Source organism: Planomonospora antibiotica (assembly GCF_014647955.1).
Taxonomy (GTDB): domain Bacteria; phylum Actinomycetota; class Actinomycetes; order Streptosporangiales; family Streptosporangiaceae; genus Planomonospora; species Planomonospora parontospora.
This window is the reverse complement of sequence record NZ_BMQE01000040.1, coordinates 34,058-49,552: the sequence shown is the minus strand read 5'-3', so window position 1 is coordinate 49,552 and position 15,495 is coordinate 34,058. Positions and strand designations below refer to the sequence as shown.

16 protein-coding genes are annotated in these 15,495 nt (G+C 71.2%); 15 read left to right on the top strand and 1 reads right to left on the bottom strand.

Annotated features, from left to right (window positions below; all coding sequences use genetic code 11):
• Positions 1-54 precede the first annotated feature (54 nt).
• The 15 genes from IEZ06_RS27615 (at position 55) to IEZ06_RS27545 (ending at position 14,477) form a co-directional block, all read left to right on the top strand.
• Positions 55-345 carry a flagellar FlbD family protein gene (locus IEZ06_RS27615; RefSeq protein WP_189239606.1) on the top strand — a complete coding sequence of 97 codons (291 nt, stop codon included), beginning with the start codon at positions 55-57 and terminating at the stop codon, positions 343-345.
• Between the two features lie 2 nt (positions 346-347).
• A complete protein-coding gene (locus IEZ06_RS27610) occupies positions 348-1,124 on the top strand; it encodes a motility protein A (protein WP_068904030.1) in 777 nt (258 codons plus the stop codon).
• Entirely contained in the window at positions 1,124-2,026 is a 903-nt protein-coding gene (locus IEZ06_RS27605; protein ID WP_189239605.1) for an OmpA/MotB family protein, read from the top strand. The genes IEZ06_RS27610 and IEZ06_RS27605 overlap by 1 nt, the downstream gene beginning before the upstream one ends.
• A gap of 27 nt (positions 2,027-2,053) precedes the next feature.
• A complete protein-coding gene (locus tag IEZ06_RS27600) occupies positions 2,054-2,512 on the top strand; it encodes a flagellar basal body-associated FliL family protein (RefSeq protein WP_189239604.1) in 459 nt (152 codons plus the stop codon).
• Positions 2,513-2,754: 242 nt separating this feature from the next.
• Complete coding sequence (locus tag IEZ06_RS27595; protein WP_189239603.1) at positions 2,755-3,666, top strand: flagellar motor switch protein FliM; 912 nt, start codon at positions 2,755-2,757, stop codon at positions 3,664-3,666.
• Complete coding sequence (gene fliN, locus IEZ06_RS27590) at positions 3,666-4,394, top strand: flagellar motor switch protein FliN (RefSeq protein ID WP_189239602.1); 729 nt, start codon at positions 3,666-3,668, stop codon at positions 4,392-4,394. Before IEZ06_RS27595 ends, fliN begins: the two co-directional genes overlap by 1 nt.
• Before the next feature lie 52 nt (positions 4,395-4,446).
• Positions 4,447-4,986 (top strand): flagellar biosynthetic protein FliO, encoded by a 540-nt coding sequence (fliO, locus tag IEZ06_RS27585; protein ID WP_189239601.1) that lies wholly within the window; start codon positions 4,447-4,449, stop codon positions 4,984-4,986.
• Complete coding sequence (gene fliP / locus IEZ06_RS27580; RefSeq protein ID WP_189239600.1) at positions 4,986-5,873, top strand: flagellar type III secretion system pore protein FliP; 888 nt, start codon at positions 4,986-4,988, stop codon at positions 5,871-5,873. The genes fliO and fliP overlap by 1 nt, the downstream gene beginning before the upstream one ends.
• Before the next feature lie 30 nt (positions 5,874-5,903).
• Entirely contained in the window at positions 5,904-6,179 is a 276-nt protein-coding gene (gene fliQ, locus IEZ06_RS27575; protein WP_068904043.1) for a flagellar biosynthesis protein FliQ, read from the top strand.
• A gap of 13 nt (positions 6,180-6,192) precedes the next feature.
• Positions 6,193-6,948, top strand: coding sequence for a flagellar biosynthetic protein FliR (locus tag IEZ06_RS27570; protein WP_189239599.1), 756 nt, complete (start codon positions 6,193-6,195; stop codon positions 6,946-6,948).
• Positions 6,945-8,030, top strand: coding sequence for an EscU/YscU/HrcU family type III secretion system export apparatus switch protein (locus IEZ06_RS27565; RefSeq protein ID WP_189239598.1), 1,086 nt, complete (start codon positions 6,945-6,947; stop codon positions 8,028-8,030). Before IEZ06_RS27570 ends, IEZ06_RS27565 begins: the two co-directional genes overlap by 4 nt.
• Before the next feature lie 1,184 nt (positions 8,031-9,214).
• The gene (locus IEZ06_RS27560; RefSeq protein ID WP_189239597.1) at positions 9,215-9,544 is read left to right on the top strand and encodes a hypothetical protein; all 330 of its coding nucleotides are present in this window, start codon (positions 9,215-9,217) and stop codon (positions 9,542-9,544) included.
• Complete coding sequence (locus IEZ06_RS27555) at positions 9,541-10,776, top strand: glycosyltransferase family 2 protein (RefSeq protein ID WP_189239596.1); 1,236 nt, start codon at positions 9,541-9,543, stop codon at positions 10,774-10,776. The genes IEZ06_RS27560 and IEZ06_RS27555 overlap by 4 nt, the downstream gene beginning before the upstream one ends.
• Before the next feature lie 190 nt (positions 10,777-10,966).
• Positions 10,967-12,562 carry a DUF2334 domain-containing protein gene (locus tag IEZ06_RS27550; RefSeq protein WP_189239595.1) on the top strand — a complete coding sequence of 532 codons (1,596 nt, stop codon included), beginning with the start codon at positions 10,967-10,969 and terminating at the stop codon, positions 12,560-12,562.
• Between the two features lie 319 nt (positions 12,563-12,881).
• Positions 12,882-14,477, top strand: a complete 1,596-nt coding sequence (locus IEZ06_RS27545; protein ID WP_189239594.1) for a DUF2334 domain-containing protein — start codon at positions 12,882-12,884, stop codon at positions 14,475-14,477.
• Between the two features lie 136 nt (positions 14,478-14,613).
• Here the strand turns inward: IEZ06_RS27545 and IEZ06_RS27540 are convergent, their stop codons facing one another.
• On the bottom strand, positions 14,614-15,303 hold the full coding sequence (locus IEZ06_RS27540; protein WP_189239593.1) for a CHAP domain-containing protein: 690 nt from the start codon (positions 15,301-15,303) through the stop codon (positions 14,614-14,616).
• Between the last annotated feature and the right edge of the window lie 192 nt (positions 15,304-15,495).

Below are 15,495 nucleotides of genomic sequence, written 5' to 3'. Positions count from 1 at the left end.
AACGCGGCCCGGCTACGGCCCGTCGACCCCTGACGACCTCAAGGACGGACCTCGGTGATCCTTCTTACGCGCCTCAACGGCCCGGAGTTCGCACTGAACCCCGACCTGATCGAGCGGGCGGACCAGACCCCCGACACGGTGATCACCCTCGTGGACGGGACCAAGTACATCATCGCCGAGTCCCTCAGCGAGTTCCTCGGGCTGGTGCGCCGCTACCGCGCGGAACTGATCGCCGACGCCGAGATCCTCGTCTCCTCCGGCACGCACCGCCTCCCGGCCACGGGCGCGGGCTCCGCCGACGCCGACCAGCAGCGGGTCGTCCGCCTTCACCGACAGGAGCGCTGACCATGGATCCGGCAACCCTGGCCGGCATCGGCATCGCGGTGGTCTCCATCTTCGTGATGATGATCCTCGAGGGCTCCAACCCGATGTCGATCATGCTGCTCGCCCCGATGATCCTGGTCTTCGGCGGCACCTTCGGCGTGGCGATGGCGGGCGGCGTGCTGAGCGACGCCACCGGCATCGTCGGGCAGATCAAGCGCGCCCTCACCGCCAAGCCCACGCCCGGCACCGACCTGGTCGACTCGATCGTCAAGCTCTCCGAGCGCGCCCGCCGCGAGGGCCTGCTGGCCCTGGAGGACGCGGTCAAGGAGGTCGAGGACCCGTTCCTGCGCCGCGGCCTGGAGCTGGCCATCGACGGCACCGACCCCGAGGAGCTCCGGGAGATCCTGGAGGCCGAGGTCGACGCCAAGCGCCGGGCGGACAAGGCCGGCGTGAAGATCTTCACCGACATGGGCGGCTACGCCCCCACGATCGGCATCATCGGCACCGTGGTCAGCCTGGTGCACGTGCTGGAGAACCTGAGCGAGCCCTCGAAGCTCGGCCACATGATCGGTGCCGCGTTCGTCGCCACCCTGTGGGGCGTGGCCAGCGCCAACGTGCTGTGGCTGCCCATCGGCAACCGGCTCAAGCGCATCAGCGAGCTGGAGGCGGCGCAGATGGAGCTCACCATCGAGGGCATCGCCAACATCCAGGCCGGCACCAACCCGCGCCTGGTCTCCCAGAAGCTCAAGAGCCTGCTGCCCCCGGGGGAGAACACCGCCGAGAAGGCGAAGGCCGCCTGATGAGCACCAAGCCCCACCGCCGCAAGAAACACGGCGGAGGCCATGAGGAGGAGGCCCACGCCGACGAGCGCTGGCTGGTCACCTACGGCGACATGCTCACCGTGCTCATGGCGCTGTTCATCGTGCTGTTCGCGATGAGCCAGGTCGACCAGAACAAGTTCAACGCGCTCAAGTCGAGCCTGTCGATGGCCTTCGGCCAGCCCGCCGTGACCTTCACCGCGCCGGGCAGCGCGGTGACCGGCGACGCCGGCGGCGGGCAGTCGGCCCCCATGGAGTTCTCGTCCGTGCTGGGCAAGGGCGCCGACGGCGAGGCCGAGCAGAAGGCCCGCGACGCTCTGGCCGCCCTCGACCGCGCCCGGGCCTCGGCCCGCGCGAAGAACGCCTCGGCGGAGGTCGAGAAGTTCGAGCGGATCAAGAAGAAGATCCAGGAGGCGCTGCGCAAGCAGAACGCCGCCGACAGCGTGCAGTTCCGCATCGACGAGCGCGGCCTGGTCGTGACCGTGGTCACCAGCTCCGTCGTGTTCGGCAACAACAGCGCCGAGCTGCTGCGGGACGGCCGGAAGATCATCGACTCGATCGCACCGGCGCTGCGCGGCGAGAAGAACTCCGTCGAGGTCGACGGGCACACCAACTGGCTGCCGGTCTCGTCGGGCCCGTACCCGTCGAACTGGGAGCTGTCGACCGCGCGCGCCTCCACGGTGGTGCGCCGGCTGGTGTCCAGGGGCATCCCGGCCAAGCGGCTGAACGCCGCCGGCTACGCCGACCAGCGGCCCCTGTACCCCGACACCGACCCCCGGTCGGTGACGCTGAACCGCCGCGTCGAGGTGGTCGTCCTGTCCGACCTCGACGGCGCGACCAAGGCCCTGCTGCCGTCGGCCGCGGGCCAGTCCAGCACGAGCTGACCGACTCACAACCAGGAGACGAACACCATGGCCACCGCGAAGCTCAAGGCCGCGCCGGACGCCGAGGAGGCGAAGGAGGGCGGCAAGAAGTCCAAGAAGACGCTCTTCCTCGCCGGCGGGGTCGTGCTGGTCCTCGCCGCCGCGGCGGCGGCCTACTTCCTGCTGTTCGCCGGGGGCGGGGAGGAGAAGGAGCCCGCGCCGGAGCCCGGCGCCGTGGCCGCCCTCGACGCGATCACGATCAACCTCGCCGACGGGCACTTCCTGAAGCTGAAGCTGGCCCTGCAGGCGACCGCCGAGGTGGCCGAGGCCCCCGACGGGAGCAAGGCCCTGGACCTGGCCATCGACCAGTTCAGCAACAAGGCGGTCGACGAGCTCTCCTCGGACAAGGCACGCAACCTGGCCAAGCAGGAGCTGGTGGAGAAGGTCGAGAAGGCCTACGAGGGCGAGATCATGGACATCTACTTCACCGAGTTCGTCATGCAGTAGGCGCCGCGCCGCCGCACGACGCGCGGCGGGCACCGCATCGCCGTACGGCCCGCGGTGGCACCGCCGCAGGACGCAGACCGGCGGGGGAGCGCACGCACGCGACCCCCGCCGCGGGAACGGGACCCTCGCCACGAGGTGAACCCGATTTCCGGCATTTCCTCATACCGGTTGGATAACGGCCGATGTGAGATCTCGTGAGTCAGTCGCAGCCTTCGGCCTCAACGCCCCGCCTGCTCGGACGGATGTCCCGCCGGGCGAAGACCTCCGATCCGCAGCCCTATGACTTCCGCCGTCCCATCAAGCTCTCCCGTGAGCACGTCCGCACGCTCCAGATCGCCTACGAGACGTTCGCCCGCCAGTACACGACCCTGCTCACCACGAGCCTGCGCGTCGTGTCCCAGGTGTCGCTGGTCTCGATCCAGCAGCTCACCTACGACGAGTACATCTCGGCGCTGGGCAACCCGACCATCGTCGCCACCGTCGACCTGGAGCCGCTGCCCGGCACCGCCATCATGGAGTTCTCGCTGGGCACCGCGATGGCCAGCATCGACCACCTGCTCGGCGGCCCCGGCGGCGCCCAGGCGGAGCGCCCGCTGACCGACATGGAGACGCCCCTCCTGCGCGACCTGCTCACCCGGGTCCTGGAGGAGATGCACTACGCGTTCGAGTCGATCACCGAGATCCACCCCAAGCTGGGCGTCATCGACTACAACCCGCAGTTCGTGCAGGCCTGCGCCCCCGCCGACGCGGTCATCGTGGCCTCCTTCGACATGCGGGTGGGCACCGAGGAGTGCCTGGGGACGATCTGCATGCCGTTCGCCTCGATCTTCCCCAAGCTCCAGGGCAACGACAACGACATCACGCTCAGCTCGGGCCAGCGCGCCGCCCGCGAGGAGGCGCACCGCAACATGGCCTCCGCGCTCGGCACCACGCCCATCGACGTGGCGGTCCGCTTCGAGGCCGTACGGCTCCGCCCCGAGCAGATCATCGGTCTGGAGCCGGGCGACGTCGTGCCGCTCGGCCACCCCGTGACGGCGCCGCTGTCGGTGACGGCCGCGGACATCACCTTCGCCCACGCAGTGCCCGGTAGCCAGGGCCCGCGCCTGGCCTGCCTCGTCGTGCCCACGCCGCAGAACGAAATGGAAGCCCACTGATGACCACCACGATCACCGTCGCCCCCCGCGTGGAGCTCGGCATGGCCGCGGCCGAGGCCGCGCTGGCCCTGCTGCCCACCGGCGGCGCCCTGGAAGTCGGCACCCCCGTCTTCACCGTGCCGCAGGACCTGCCCGCCGGCCAGGCCGTGTGCGCCCGCTTCTCCGGCGCCACGCAGGGCGAGGTCGCGGTGGTCGTCGGCCAGGACCTGGTCGACGCCCTGCGCCAGAGCCCGCTCGGCGAGCTCGACCTGTCCAAGGCCGTGCAGCCCGCCCTGGAGGCGGCGGCCCGCAAGCTGGGCCCCGTCGTCCTGGAGCCGGCGCTGGCCACCGAGCCCGAGGTCGGCCTGGGCGCGCTCGCCAACCGCGGCGAGCCGGTCTTCGTGCCGCTGCTGGAGGACGGCGCCGTGCGGGCCGTGCTCGCGCTGGTGGCGGTCCCGTGGCCGGCCCCGGCGGCCGCCCGCTCCACGGGCAACGCCAAGGCCCGGTTCGACCTGCTGCACGACGTCGAGATGAGCGTCACCGCCGAGCTCGGCCGCACCCGGATGACCGTCCGGGAGCTGCTCTCGCTCGCGCCCGGCGCCGTGGTCGAGCTGGACCGCGCCGCGGGCAGCCCGGTGGACCTGCTGGTCAACGGCCGCCTGGTCGCGCGCGGCGAGGTCGTCGTGATCGACGAGAACTTCGGCATCCGCGTCACCGAGATCCTCTCCCCCGGCGGGGACCGGCAGTAGCCGCGTCCGCCGTCCGCCCGAGACCGTCCCGACGTAGGAGCAGCACCCCGCAATGTTCGAGACCGTTCTGAGAATCACGTTCTCGCTCCTGGTCGTCCTGCTCCTGGTGTGGGGGCTGTCGAAGGTGGCCCGCAAGCCGCTGGCCGGGAGGAGCGGGGGACTGCTCACCGTGGTCGCCCGCCAGCAGCTGAGCCGCAACTCCTCCGTCGCGGTCGTCCGGGTGACCGACCGGGCCCTGGTGCTCGGCGTCACCGACGGCCAGGTGACCCTCCTGGCCGAGGCGGACCTGGAGGCCGTGGAGCGCTACGCAGAGCAGTCCGAGCAGCGCATCCCCGTCTCCCTGCCGGCCGTTCTCCCGTCAGCCGACTCCTCTCCGGCTGATGCGGGAACGGCCGGGCAGGGTCCCCTCGCCGGGCTCGGCGCGCTGCCCCGCTCGCTGGCCGCCCTGCGGCCCGGCGCGAAGGGCGCCGCCACCGGAGCCCTCCCCGCAACCGAGCCGGCCCGGACCGGCGCCCTGGCCGGATCGGCGCTCTCGCCCCGGACCTGGAAGACCGCCCTGGAACTCCTGCGCGAACGGACGGCTCGCAACTGATGAAGCGCATCCTCAGCCTGGCCCTGACCGGCCTGGCCGTGGCAGGCACGCTCGTGCTCGGCGCGTCGGCGGCGTCCGCGGCCACCCAGCCGGTACGGCCCGCGGCCATCACCGCCACCGCCACCGCGGCCGCCGCCGCCACCGGTACGGCCTCCGCCGCGCGGCCCGTCGCGCTCGCCCCGCTGGCCTCGCCCGGCCCCAAGGGCCCGACCGGCCCCGGCAAGGACTCGGTGACGATCGACCTCAACGGCGTGGGCGGCAAGCCCAGCCAGTCGATCGTCCTCATGCTGGGCCTGACGGTGCTGTCCGTGGCGCCGGCGATCCTGCTGCTCTGCACCAGCTTCACCAAGATCTTCGTGGTGCTCAGCATCACCCGCAACGCGCTGGGCCTGGCCAACGTCCCGCCGAACCAGGTGCTGGCCGGTCTGGCGATCTTCATCAGCCTGTTCATCATGGGCCCCGTCGCCTCGGACGTGAACGACAAGGCGATCCAGCCCTACCTCAAGGGCGAGAAGAGCGTCTCCCAGGCCGTCGAGGCCGGCACCCCGGCGGTGCGGGAGTTCCTGACCAAGCACACCCGCAAGGACGACCTGGCGCTCTTCACCAAGATCGCCGACCAGCCGAAGCCGGCCAACGCCGACGCGGTGCCGATGACCACGCTCATCCCGGCGTTCGTCCTGTCGGAGCTGCGGGCCGCGTTCATCATCGGGTTCGTCATCTACGTGCCGTTCCTCATCATCGATCTGGTCATCTCGGCCGCCCTGATGTCGATGGGCATGATGATGCTCCCGCCGGTCACGGTGGCGATGCCCTTCAAGCTCCTGCTCTTCGTGCTCGTCAACGGCTGGGGACTCATCGTGACGTCCCTGGTCGGCAGTTACCAGTAGCCCGGCTTCCAGGTAAGGACCTCCACGACCGTGACCGACACCCAGGTGCTGCACATCGGCACCCAGGCCATGACGCTCGCCACCAAGCTGGGCGCCCCGATCCTGGTGACCGCGCTACTCATCGGTTTCGTCATCTCGCTCTTCCAGTCGGTGACCCAGATCCAGGAGGTCACCCTCTCCTTCGTGCCCAAGGCGGCCGGGGTGTGCGTGGCCCTCATCTTCAGCGGCAACTGGATGCTGCACGAGATGGTGGCCTTCACCACGCAGCTGTTCGACCAGGTTCCGCAGCTCATCCACGGCGGCTGAGCCGGTGGAGGGGATGCTGTCGGAGACCACGCTGGTCGCGCTGCTGCTGGCCTCGGTCCGGTCGGCCGCCTGGCTGCTGATCAGCCCGCCGTTCAACAACAAGGCGATCCCCGGCACGGTCAAGGCCCTGCTCTCCGTCGCGATCGCCCTGCCGCTGGCCCCCAAGCTGGCCGCCCAGATCTCCGACGTCTCCCCCGCCGCCATGCTGGTCGTCGCCGCCGAGCAGGCCGTCGTCGGCGTCGCCCTCGGTTTCCTGACCGCCATGGTCTTCGCCGCGGTCCAGGCCGCCGGAGACCTCCTGGACATCTTCGGCGGCTTCTCCCTGGCCACCGCCTTCGACCCGATGTCGATGTCGGCCAACTCGGTGTTCGGCAAGTTCTACGGCCTGCTCTGCACCACGCTGCTGCTGGTCAGCGGCGGCTACCAGTTCGTGCTGCTGGGCTTCACCCAGACCTACCGGCTGCTCCCGCTGGACGGCGCCCTCTCGCTGGAGACCCTCAGCGAGCTGGTCACCGGCGGCCTGGCCGACCTGTTCGTCTCCGCCCTGCAGATCGCCGGCCCGATCATCGCGGTGCTGTTCATCGCTGACCTCGCGCTCGGCCTGCTCAGCAAGGCCGCTCCGGCCCTGAACGCCTTCTCCCTCGGATTCCCGGTGAAGATCTTCCTGACCCTGGCCCTGGCCGGCATCGCCATCTCGGTGCTGCCCGGCGTGATCGACGGGCTGACCGACCGCGCGGTGCGCATGATGACGGGACTGGCGAACGGATGAGCGGCGGAGGCGGCGGCGAGAAGACCGAGCAGCCCACAGCGAAGAAGAAGCAGGACGCGCAGAAGGAAGGGCAGATCGCCCGGACGCCGGACTTCGCCGCGTGGGCGTCGATGCTGGCGGCGGGCGTGCTCATGCCGATGGTGCTGGAGGACTCGGTCGAGGCGGCCGAGGGCATCATGCTCCGGGTGGGCGAGGTCATCGAGAACCCCGACCCGGCGCTGGGGCTGCAGATCCTCATCTCCGGCCTGGGCGACGCCATGCTGGCCGTCGCGCCGATCGCGGCCGCCACCGTGGTCATCACCCTGGCCGCCGCCGCGGGCCAGGGCGGCCTGAAGCCGGCCACCAAGCTGTTCAAGCCGCAGTTCAAGAAGCTCAACCCGCTGCAGGGCCTGAAGCGGATGTTCGGCGGGCAGGCGCTGTGGGAGAGCGTCAAGGCGCTGATGAAGACCGCCACGCTGACCGGCATCGCCTACATGGCCATCCGCGACCTGATCCCGATCCTGCTGGCCTCCGGGTCCCTGCCGCTGGGCGTGCTGCTGTCCAGCGCCGGCGACGCGATCCTGTCGCTGATGCGCTTCGCGGGCGCCACCGGCCTGGCGCTGGCCGCCGCCGACTACGCGATGGCGCGCCGCCGCATCGGCAAGCAGCTGAGGATGACCAAGCAGGAGGTCAAGGAGGAGTACAAGCGCTCCGAGGGCGACCCCCACGTCAAGGGGCAGATCCGCGCCCGCCAGCAGGCGATGGCCCGCAACCGCATGATGGCCGACGTCCCCACGGCCGACGTGGTCCTGGTCAACCCCACCCACGTCGCGGTGGCGCTGCGCTACGACCCGGCCAAGGGCGCCCCCCGGGTGGTCGCCAAGGGCTCCGGCACCATCGCGGCGAAGATCCGCGAGATCGCCGCCGAGAACCGCATCCCGATGGTCCAGGACGTCCCGCTGGCCCGCGCGCTGCACAAGAGCTGCGACATCGGCCAGGAGATCCCGGCCGAGATGTACGGCGCGATCGCCAAGGTGCTGGCCTTCGTGATGACCCTCAAGGCCAAGGGCTCCGCCGCCGGCACCCACCGCCTCGCCGCCTGAGAACGGCACCCACCGCCTCGCCGCCCGGGGGAGGCGGCGGCCGTCTCTCCGGACGGGAGGGACGCCCCCCGCCGGAGAGACCGTCGATCCCCTGTCAGAACCGGGTCGGCACGACCGCGCCGGGCGTGTGGCGCCAGGTCGAGCTCGGGGGCGTTCCACCAGTCGGAGCGCTGGAAGAGCGCCGTCAACTCCCGGTCCATGGCATTGCGGAGAACGATCTCGAGGCAGTGGAGAGGACCGTGGAAGGCGCTGGAGATCTCTATGTTCCATGCGTAGAGGCGGAGAGCGTGATCAAGCGTGCCGCCGCACGTTCTCAGGAACGGTTGAAGGCGCTCGATCGACACTGCGTCGCAGACCTTTCGGAAAAGGGTGCCGCTCAATGATTCCCTTCCGCGCCGCTCATGGTCTGCTACACATGAGTGATGTGTGCCCCGGGGACGCCTCTGCCGAGCAAGCCCCCCGGGGTAAGCCTTTTTCTGGGCACCGCACAGGGCGTGGACCGTGCGTGCTCATCTGACTGCAGAATGTTAGCCCTTCGAACATCGGTTCGGAGGGATTTCGCCGATCTGCGGGCCGATCGGACCGTTGAGCCGGGAGGTTCCAGGTGTGCAGGGCCGCCTGGGGGAATCCGACTGACCCTCGGGGCTCGACCGCCCTGGTTCCGTGTGCCCCTGCGGCGATGGCGCCCCGCCGCCTCGGTCGTCCGCGGAAAGCCGGGTCGCCCCCGGCCGTTCTGATTCTGCTCGCGGGCCGCCCGGCAGTTCCCGAACCCGAGGGGAACCGAGTGCGGTGTCCATATATGCGAAGAAGATCCTATTTTGTCACCGTGTGTGAGTATCACGCTACGTAATATATTTGACGCCCGGTTTGCCATTTTCGTGACGGACAGTTAGTGTGACCGGGAAGCCGCAGGTAGGGGCATATGCCTGCGGCATTCATCGGGTACGCGATGATCCGGGACGGCCTCAACGGCGCCTGACGGCGCACGTAGGAATTCGGCCGCCTAGCCGTTCCGGGGAGCCAATGGCGAGACCGAACCCAGCCGTCATCTGACGCCCTTCCACCGAAGGCGTCCGGGTTCTTCTTCGTCGTGGGAGTCCTTGTCATGCCCGCCTGCTCCGCGCTTCCGCCGTGCGCTCCGCGCTCCGCCTCCACCCTCCGGGCGACCGCCGGGGGTGCCTGAGATGTACGCCAACAGCGCCCTCGCGCTCACCGGCGCCGGAATGAGCGTGGCCGGCTCCGTCGCCCTCCCGCCCCTGCACTCCGGCTCCTCCGCCGCCGACGCCGCCCTGTCCCCCGCCGCGGACGTGGCCCGCACCCTGCTGATGATCACCGGCGCGGGCTTCGGTCTCTTCCTGCTGGCCATGGCCGTCCTGCTGGCCGCCGGCGCCGTGCTGCGCGGCGTCGACGCCGCCCGCCGCCGCCGCGCCCTGCCGCGGGCCGACCGCCGCGCCCGCCGCGCCGCCGCCGCCGGCGCCGAGGGCCAGAGCCAGGTGGCGGAGCTGCTGCGATGAGCCCCCTGCTCTGGCTGAGCTCGGCGGTCATCGTGCTCGGGCTCGGCTACACCTGCGTGATGTTCGTGCTGTCGCGGGGCGTGCGCCGCCCCGGGTCCGCCGGGCCCGCGCCGTTCTACGTCTTCCTGATGGCCTGCCTGGACGAGGAGAAGGTGCTCGCCGCCAGCCTGCAGCGGCTGCGCGGCCTGCCCGGCGACCTCGCGGTGCTGGTCGTCGACGACGCCTCCTCCGACGCCACCGCCGACATCGTCCGCGCCGCCGCGGCCGAGGACGGCCGGATCTGGCTGCTGCAGCGCACGCTGCCGGACGCCCGCCGCGGCAAGGGCGCGGCCCTCAACGCCGGTCTGGCCCACCTGCTGGACTCCGGGCTGCTGGCCGGCCGCGACCCCGACCGGGTCGTCGTGTGCGTGCTCGACGCCGACGGGCGCCTGGACACCGACGCCCTACAGGAGGTCACGCCGTACTTCGCCGACCCCGGCACCGGCGCGGTCCAGGTCGGCGTGCGGATGTACAACCGGCACACCGGCCTGCTGGCCCGGCTGCAGGACATGGAGTTCGTCGTCTACACCGACGTCTTCCAGAACGGCCGCCGCCACCTGGGCAGCGTCGGCCTCGGCGGCAACGGCCAGTTCATGCGGCTGAGCGCGCTCACCCGGCTGGGCGCCGACCCGTGGAGCGACTGCCTGACCGAGGACCTCGACCTCGGCGTGCGCATGCTCGCCACCGGCTGGCAGAACCGGTTCTGCCACACCACCGCCGTGCACCAGCAGGCGGTCCTGTCGCCCAGGCGGCTGGTACGGCAGCGCTCGCGCTGGTTCCAGGGCCACCTGCAGGCGGGCAGGCTGCTGCCGCTGGTCATCCGCCGCGCGCCGTTCGCCGCCGCGCCGGACCTGGTCTACCACCTGCTCAGCCCGTGGTTCCTGCTGCTGACCTCGCTGCTGCCGCTGGCGTTCCTCGCCTCCGGCGCGGCCCTGGCGCTGGCCTCGCTGCAGGCCGGGCAGAGCGTGGTCTCGCCCGCCGTGTTCGCCGCCTGGTACGCGCTCTCCTTCGGCGTCGGCCTGATCTACGGCTACGTGTACTGGCGCCGCGACCGCGAGCTGGGCCTGCTGCGCTCCCTGCTGCTGGGGCACGCGTTCGTGCTCTACGGCTACCAGTGGTTCGCCGCCGGCTGGTGGGCGGTGGGACGCGCCCTCTCCGGCCGCCAGACCTGGCTCAAGACCGCCCGCACCTGACGCGGAGCGCACCCGGCGCGGACCGCCTCCGCCCCGCACGCTCCCCCCGGCGTACTCCCCGGCACCGCACCCGGCCGCATCCCGGCGCGGACCGCCCCCCGCCCCCGCCTCCACACCGCTCCCCGGCCCGTGCCGCCGCATCCGGCCGCCGGACCGGACCACCCGACCGCCGCCTCGTCCCGGGACTGACATGACCGCATCGCCCCGCTCCCGCTCCCGCCTCCGCGCGCTGGCCCTGACCGTGCTGGCGGCGCTGACCGCCGGGCTGCTCCTGGCCGCCGGCTCGGCCCCGCAGTCCGCGGCCACCGCCCGGGCGGGCGGCTTCACCGGCGGTCTGGCCGGCACCGGCCGCTCCACGCTCGTGCTGTACGACACGACGGGTGAGTGGGCGCCGACCGGCGAGCTGTACGCCGCCCAGGCCGCCAACCTGACCGGGCACTTCGGCACGTTCACCGCGCTGCCGGTGACGTCCTACACCGCCGGCACGATGGACTCCTACACCGCCGTGGTCTACGTCGGCTCCACCTACGACGAGCCGCTGCCGGAGGCGTTCCTGGCCGACGTGCGCGCCGCCGTGCGCCCGGTGGTCTGGCTGAACAACAACATCTGGCAGCTGGCCGCCTCCAGTCCCACCTTCGCCGCCGACCACGGCTGGGCGCCGTCCTCGTTCGACCAGGGCGCCATCGACACGGTCGTCTACAAGGGCCGCACCCTCGCCCGCGACACCGCCAACACCGCCGGCGTGATGGCCTACACCGCGCTCGACGAGACCAAGGCGAAGGTCCTGGCCACCGCCGTGCGGACCGACGGCGTCCGCCTGCCCTGGGCGGTGCGCTCGGGCAACCTGACCTACGTCGGCGAGATGCCCTTCGCCTACACCGTGACGGCCGGCCGCTACCTGGCCTTCGCCGACCTGCTGTTCGACGTGCTCGCCCCGGAGACCGCCGAGCGCCACCGGGCCCTGCTCCGCCTGGAGGACATCGGCCCCGCCGCCGACCCCGCCGACCTCATGGCGATCGCCGCCGACCTGAAGAAGCGCGGCGTCCCCTACTCCTTCGGCGTCTACGCCCTGCACCGGGAGCCGGAGAAGGACGTCGAGATCCGGCTGCGGGACCGGCCCGAGGTCGTCGCGGCGATCAAGTACATGCTCGCCAACGGCGGCACGATGATCATGCACGGCTACACCCACCAGTACGGCACCGAGGCCAACCCCTACAACGGCGCCAGCGGCGACGACTTCGAGTTCTACGCCACCCACGTCGACGCGAAGGACTACGTGGTCTACGACGGCCCCGTCGCCGGCGACTCCTTCGAATGGGCGCAGGGCCGCCTGGACGCCGCGGCGGCGGAGTTCCGCGCCTCCGGCCTCCCGGTGCCGACGATCTTCGAGTTCCCGCACTACGCCGGGTCGGCCGAGGACTACCGGGCGGTGCGCTCGCGCTTCACTGCCCGCTACGAGCGCGGCCTGTACTTCGCCGGCACGCTGTCGGGCACCGCCGTACGGTACGACCACTCGGCCGGGCAGTTCTTCCCCTACACCGTCACCGACGTCTACGGCTCCAAGGTGATCCCGGAGAACCTCGGCAACCTCATCCCCACCGGCTACAACAACCACCCGTCGGTGCTCCCGGCCGACCTGGTCGAGGCCGCCGAGGCCAACCTCGTCGTCCGCGACGGGGTGGCGAGCTTCTTCTACCACCCCTACCTCGGCACCGGGCGGCTCGGCGAGATCATCGACGGGATCAAGAGCCTGGGCTACACGTTCGTGCCCGCGAGCGCGATGTAGGCCGTACCGAGGACCGGGCGCACGGCGGCCACCGCGCGGCCGCCGTGCGGCCCTGTCACTCCGGGTGAAGAACGCGGTGATCGATTTGCCGCATTGGTGACCGAAAGTTACTCTGAACGAGAACCCGCAGGTAGGGGCATATGCCGCGGTAGTTCACGGGGTAAGCGATGATCCGGGACGGCCTCAACGGCGCCTGACGGCGCACGTAGGAATTCGGCCGCCTAGCCGTTCCGGGGAGCCAATGGCGAGACCGAACCCACACCCTGTCATGCGACGCCCCGGCGGCGTCGATCTCGCTTCGTTGTGGGGGTCTTCCCGTATGCCCGCTTCATCCCTCCGGCGCAGGGCCGTCCCGCCCGCGCTGGCGGCCCTGCTGTGCGCCGTGCTGCTGCTCACCACCGGCCTCGCGACGCCGGCCGCCTCCGCCTCCGCCGCGTCCGCCAGGGCCAAGGCCTTCACCGGCGGTCTGGCCGGCACCGGCCGCTCCACGCTCGTGCTGTACGACACGACCGGCCAGTGGGGCTGGCTGGGCGAGCTGTACGCCGCCCAGACCGCCAACCTGACCGGGCACTTCGGCACGTTCGCCGCGCTGCCCGTCTCGGCGTACACCGCCGGCGCCATGGACGCCTACACCGCGGTGGTCTACGTCGGCTCCACCTACGACGAGCCGCTGCCCGAGGCGTTCCTGGCCGACGTGCGCGACGCCGACCGCCCGGTGATCTGGATGAACAACAACATCTGGCAGCTCACCGCCTCCACCCCCACCTTCGCCGCCGACTACGGCTGGATGTGGTCGCAGTTCGACTTCAGCACCGTCGAGGGCGTCGTCTACAAGGGCAGGGACCTGTCGCGCGACGGCCGCAACGCCTCCGGCATCATGGACTACGCCTCGATCGACGAGACCAAGGCCAAGGTGCTGGCCACCGCCGTGCGCGAGGACGGCACGCGGATCCCGTGGGCGATCCGCTCGGGCGAGCTGACCTACATCGGTGAGATCCCCTTCGCCTACACCACCGCCTCCGACCGCTACCTCGTCTTCTCCGACCTGCTGTTCGACGCGCTCGCCCCGCAGACCAAGGAGCGCCACCGGGCCCTGCTCCGCCTGGAGGACATCGGCCCCAACGCCGAGCCGGCCGAGCTGATGAAGATCGCCGTCGAGCTGAAGCGCCGGAAGATCCCCTACTCCTTCGGCGTCTACACCGTCTACAAGGAGCCGGGCAAGGCCGTCGCGCTCCGGCAGCGCCCCCTGGTGGTCGCGGCGATCAAGTACATGCTCGCCAACGGCGGCACGATGATCGCCCACGGCTACACCCACCAGTACACCGACGCGCCCAACCCCTACAACGGCACCAGCGGCGACGACTTCGAGTTCTACACCGCGCACGTCGACGAGCAGAACTACGTCCGCTACGACGGCCCCGTGGCCGAGGACTCCCCCGCCTGGGCGGCGGACCGGATCGAGAAGATGAAGGCGGAGTTCCGCGCCGCCCGGCTCCCGGTGCCGCAGTACTTCGAGTTCCCGCACTACGCCGGGTCCGCCGTGGACTACGAGGCCGTCCGCCGGGCCGGGTTCAAGGCCCGCTACGAGCGCAGCCTCTACTTCGCCGGCACGCTGTCGGGCACGGCGCCGCAGTACGACCACATGGCCGGGCAGTTCTTCCCCTACACCGTCACCGACGTCTACGGCTCCAAGGTGATCCCGGAGAACGTCGGCAACATCGAGCCGGAGTCCTTCAACAACCACCCGGTGGTCCTCCCGGCCGACCTGGTCAAGGCCGCCCGGGCCAACCTCGCCGTGCGCGACGGGGTGGCGAGCTTCTTCTACCACCCCTACCTCGGCACCAAGTGGCTGCTGGAGACCGTCGACGGCGTCAAGAAGCTCGGCTACACCTTCGTGCCGGCCTCCGCGATGTGAGCACCGGCGGCGGGAAAAGGGGGAGGGGACACGGCGTGTGCCGTGTCCCCTCCCCCTTGTGCGCACCGCGCGGATCCCCGTCCCGGGAAGCCCCGCGTTCCGCCTCGCCGCCCGGTTCCGCGGCGGTGCCGCCGCGTCAGGACGCGTACTGCGGGTAGCCGTAGCCCGCGACCTGGGACTTGGGCCGGACGCGCTCCTCGACCTTGCCGTTGCCGGTGTTGCCCTCGACGGTGGAGATGGTGCCGTCGCCGTTGTCCTTCTTGACCAGGCCGACGTGGTCGATGCCGGACAGGTCGTCGCCCTGCTCCCAGTCGAAGAAGACGACCGCGCCCGGAGTGGCCTTCTTGCCCCACTTGCCGTTGGCCTCGAACCACTCGGCGTAGGTGACGGTGTAGGCGTCCCAGCCGACGGTGGGCCGCATGCCGGTCTGCTCGCCGACCCAGGAGACGAACATCGCGCACCAGGGGGCGTCGGAGTAGGCCTTGACGCTGCCGCCGTCGCGCTCGACGGTCTCCTGCGCCCGCTGGGACTTCATGTACCACTTGTGGAACTTGGTGCCGCCGCCGTCGGAGTTCTCCTCCACGCCGACCTGCGTCCGGGCGACCTTCAGCAGGTCGTCCGCCGTCACCTGCGGCTTCGCGGCCCGGGGCTGCGCCGGAGCCGCGGCGGCGGCCTTCACCGCGGCCTGCGCGGGGGCCTGCGCGGGGGCCGGGGCCTGCGGCGCGGTGTCGGCGTGGGCCGTACCGGTGGTCAGGGCGGTCCCGGCGGCCAGGGCCAGGCCGAGGGCGGCGGTGAAGGTGCGGGTGCGGGCGGTGGTGGCAGTCATGGGAAGAGAAGATCCTTCGTCAGGGTGCAGGTCATCCCTCGGCCGGAGGGCGGTGCTCGGGTTTTCAGGCCGTTGCGACCGTCGTCCGGTCGACTCCCTCCAGTAAGCCGTCCGGATGTAGCACACAAAGTGCACGCAAGGTGCAGAACGGTTGCCGCCCTCGAGAAGCCCTCAGATCCGTCCGGGAACGGC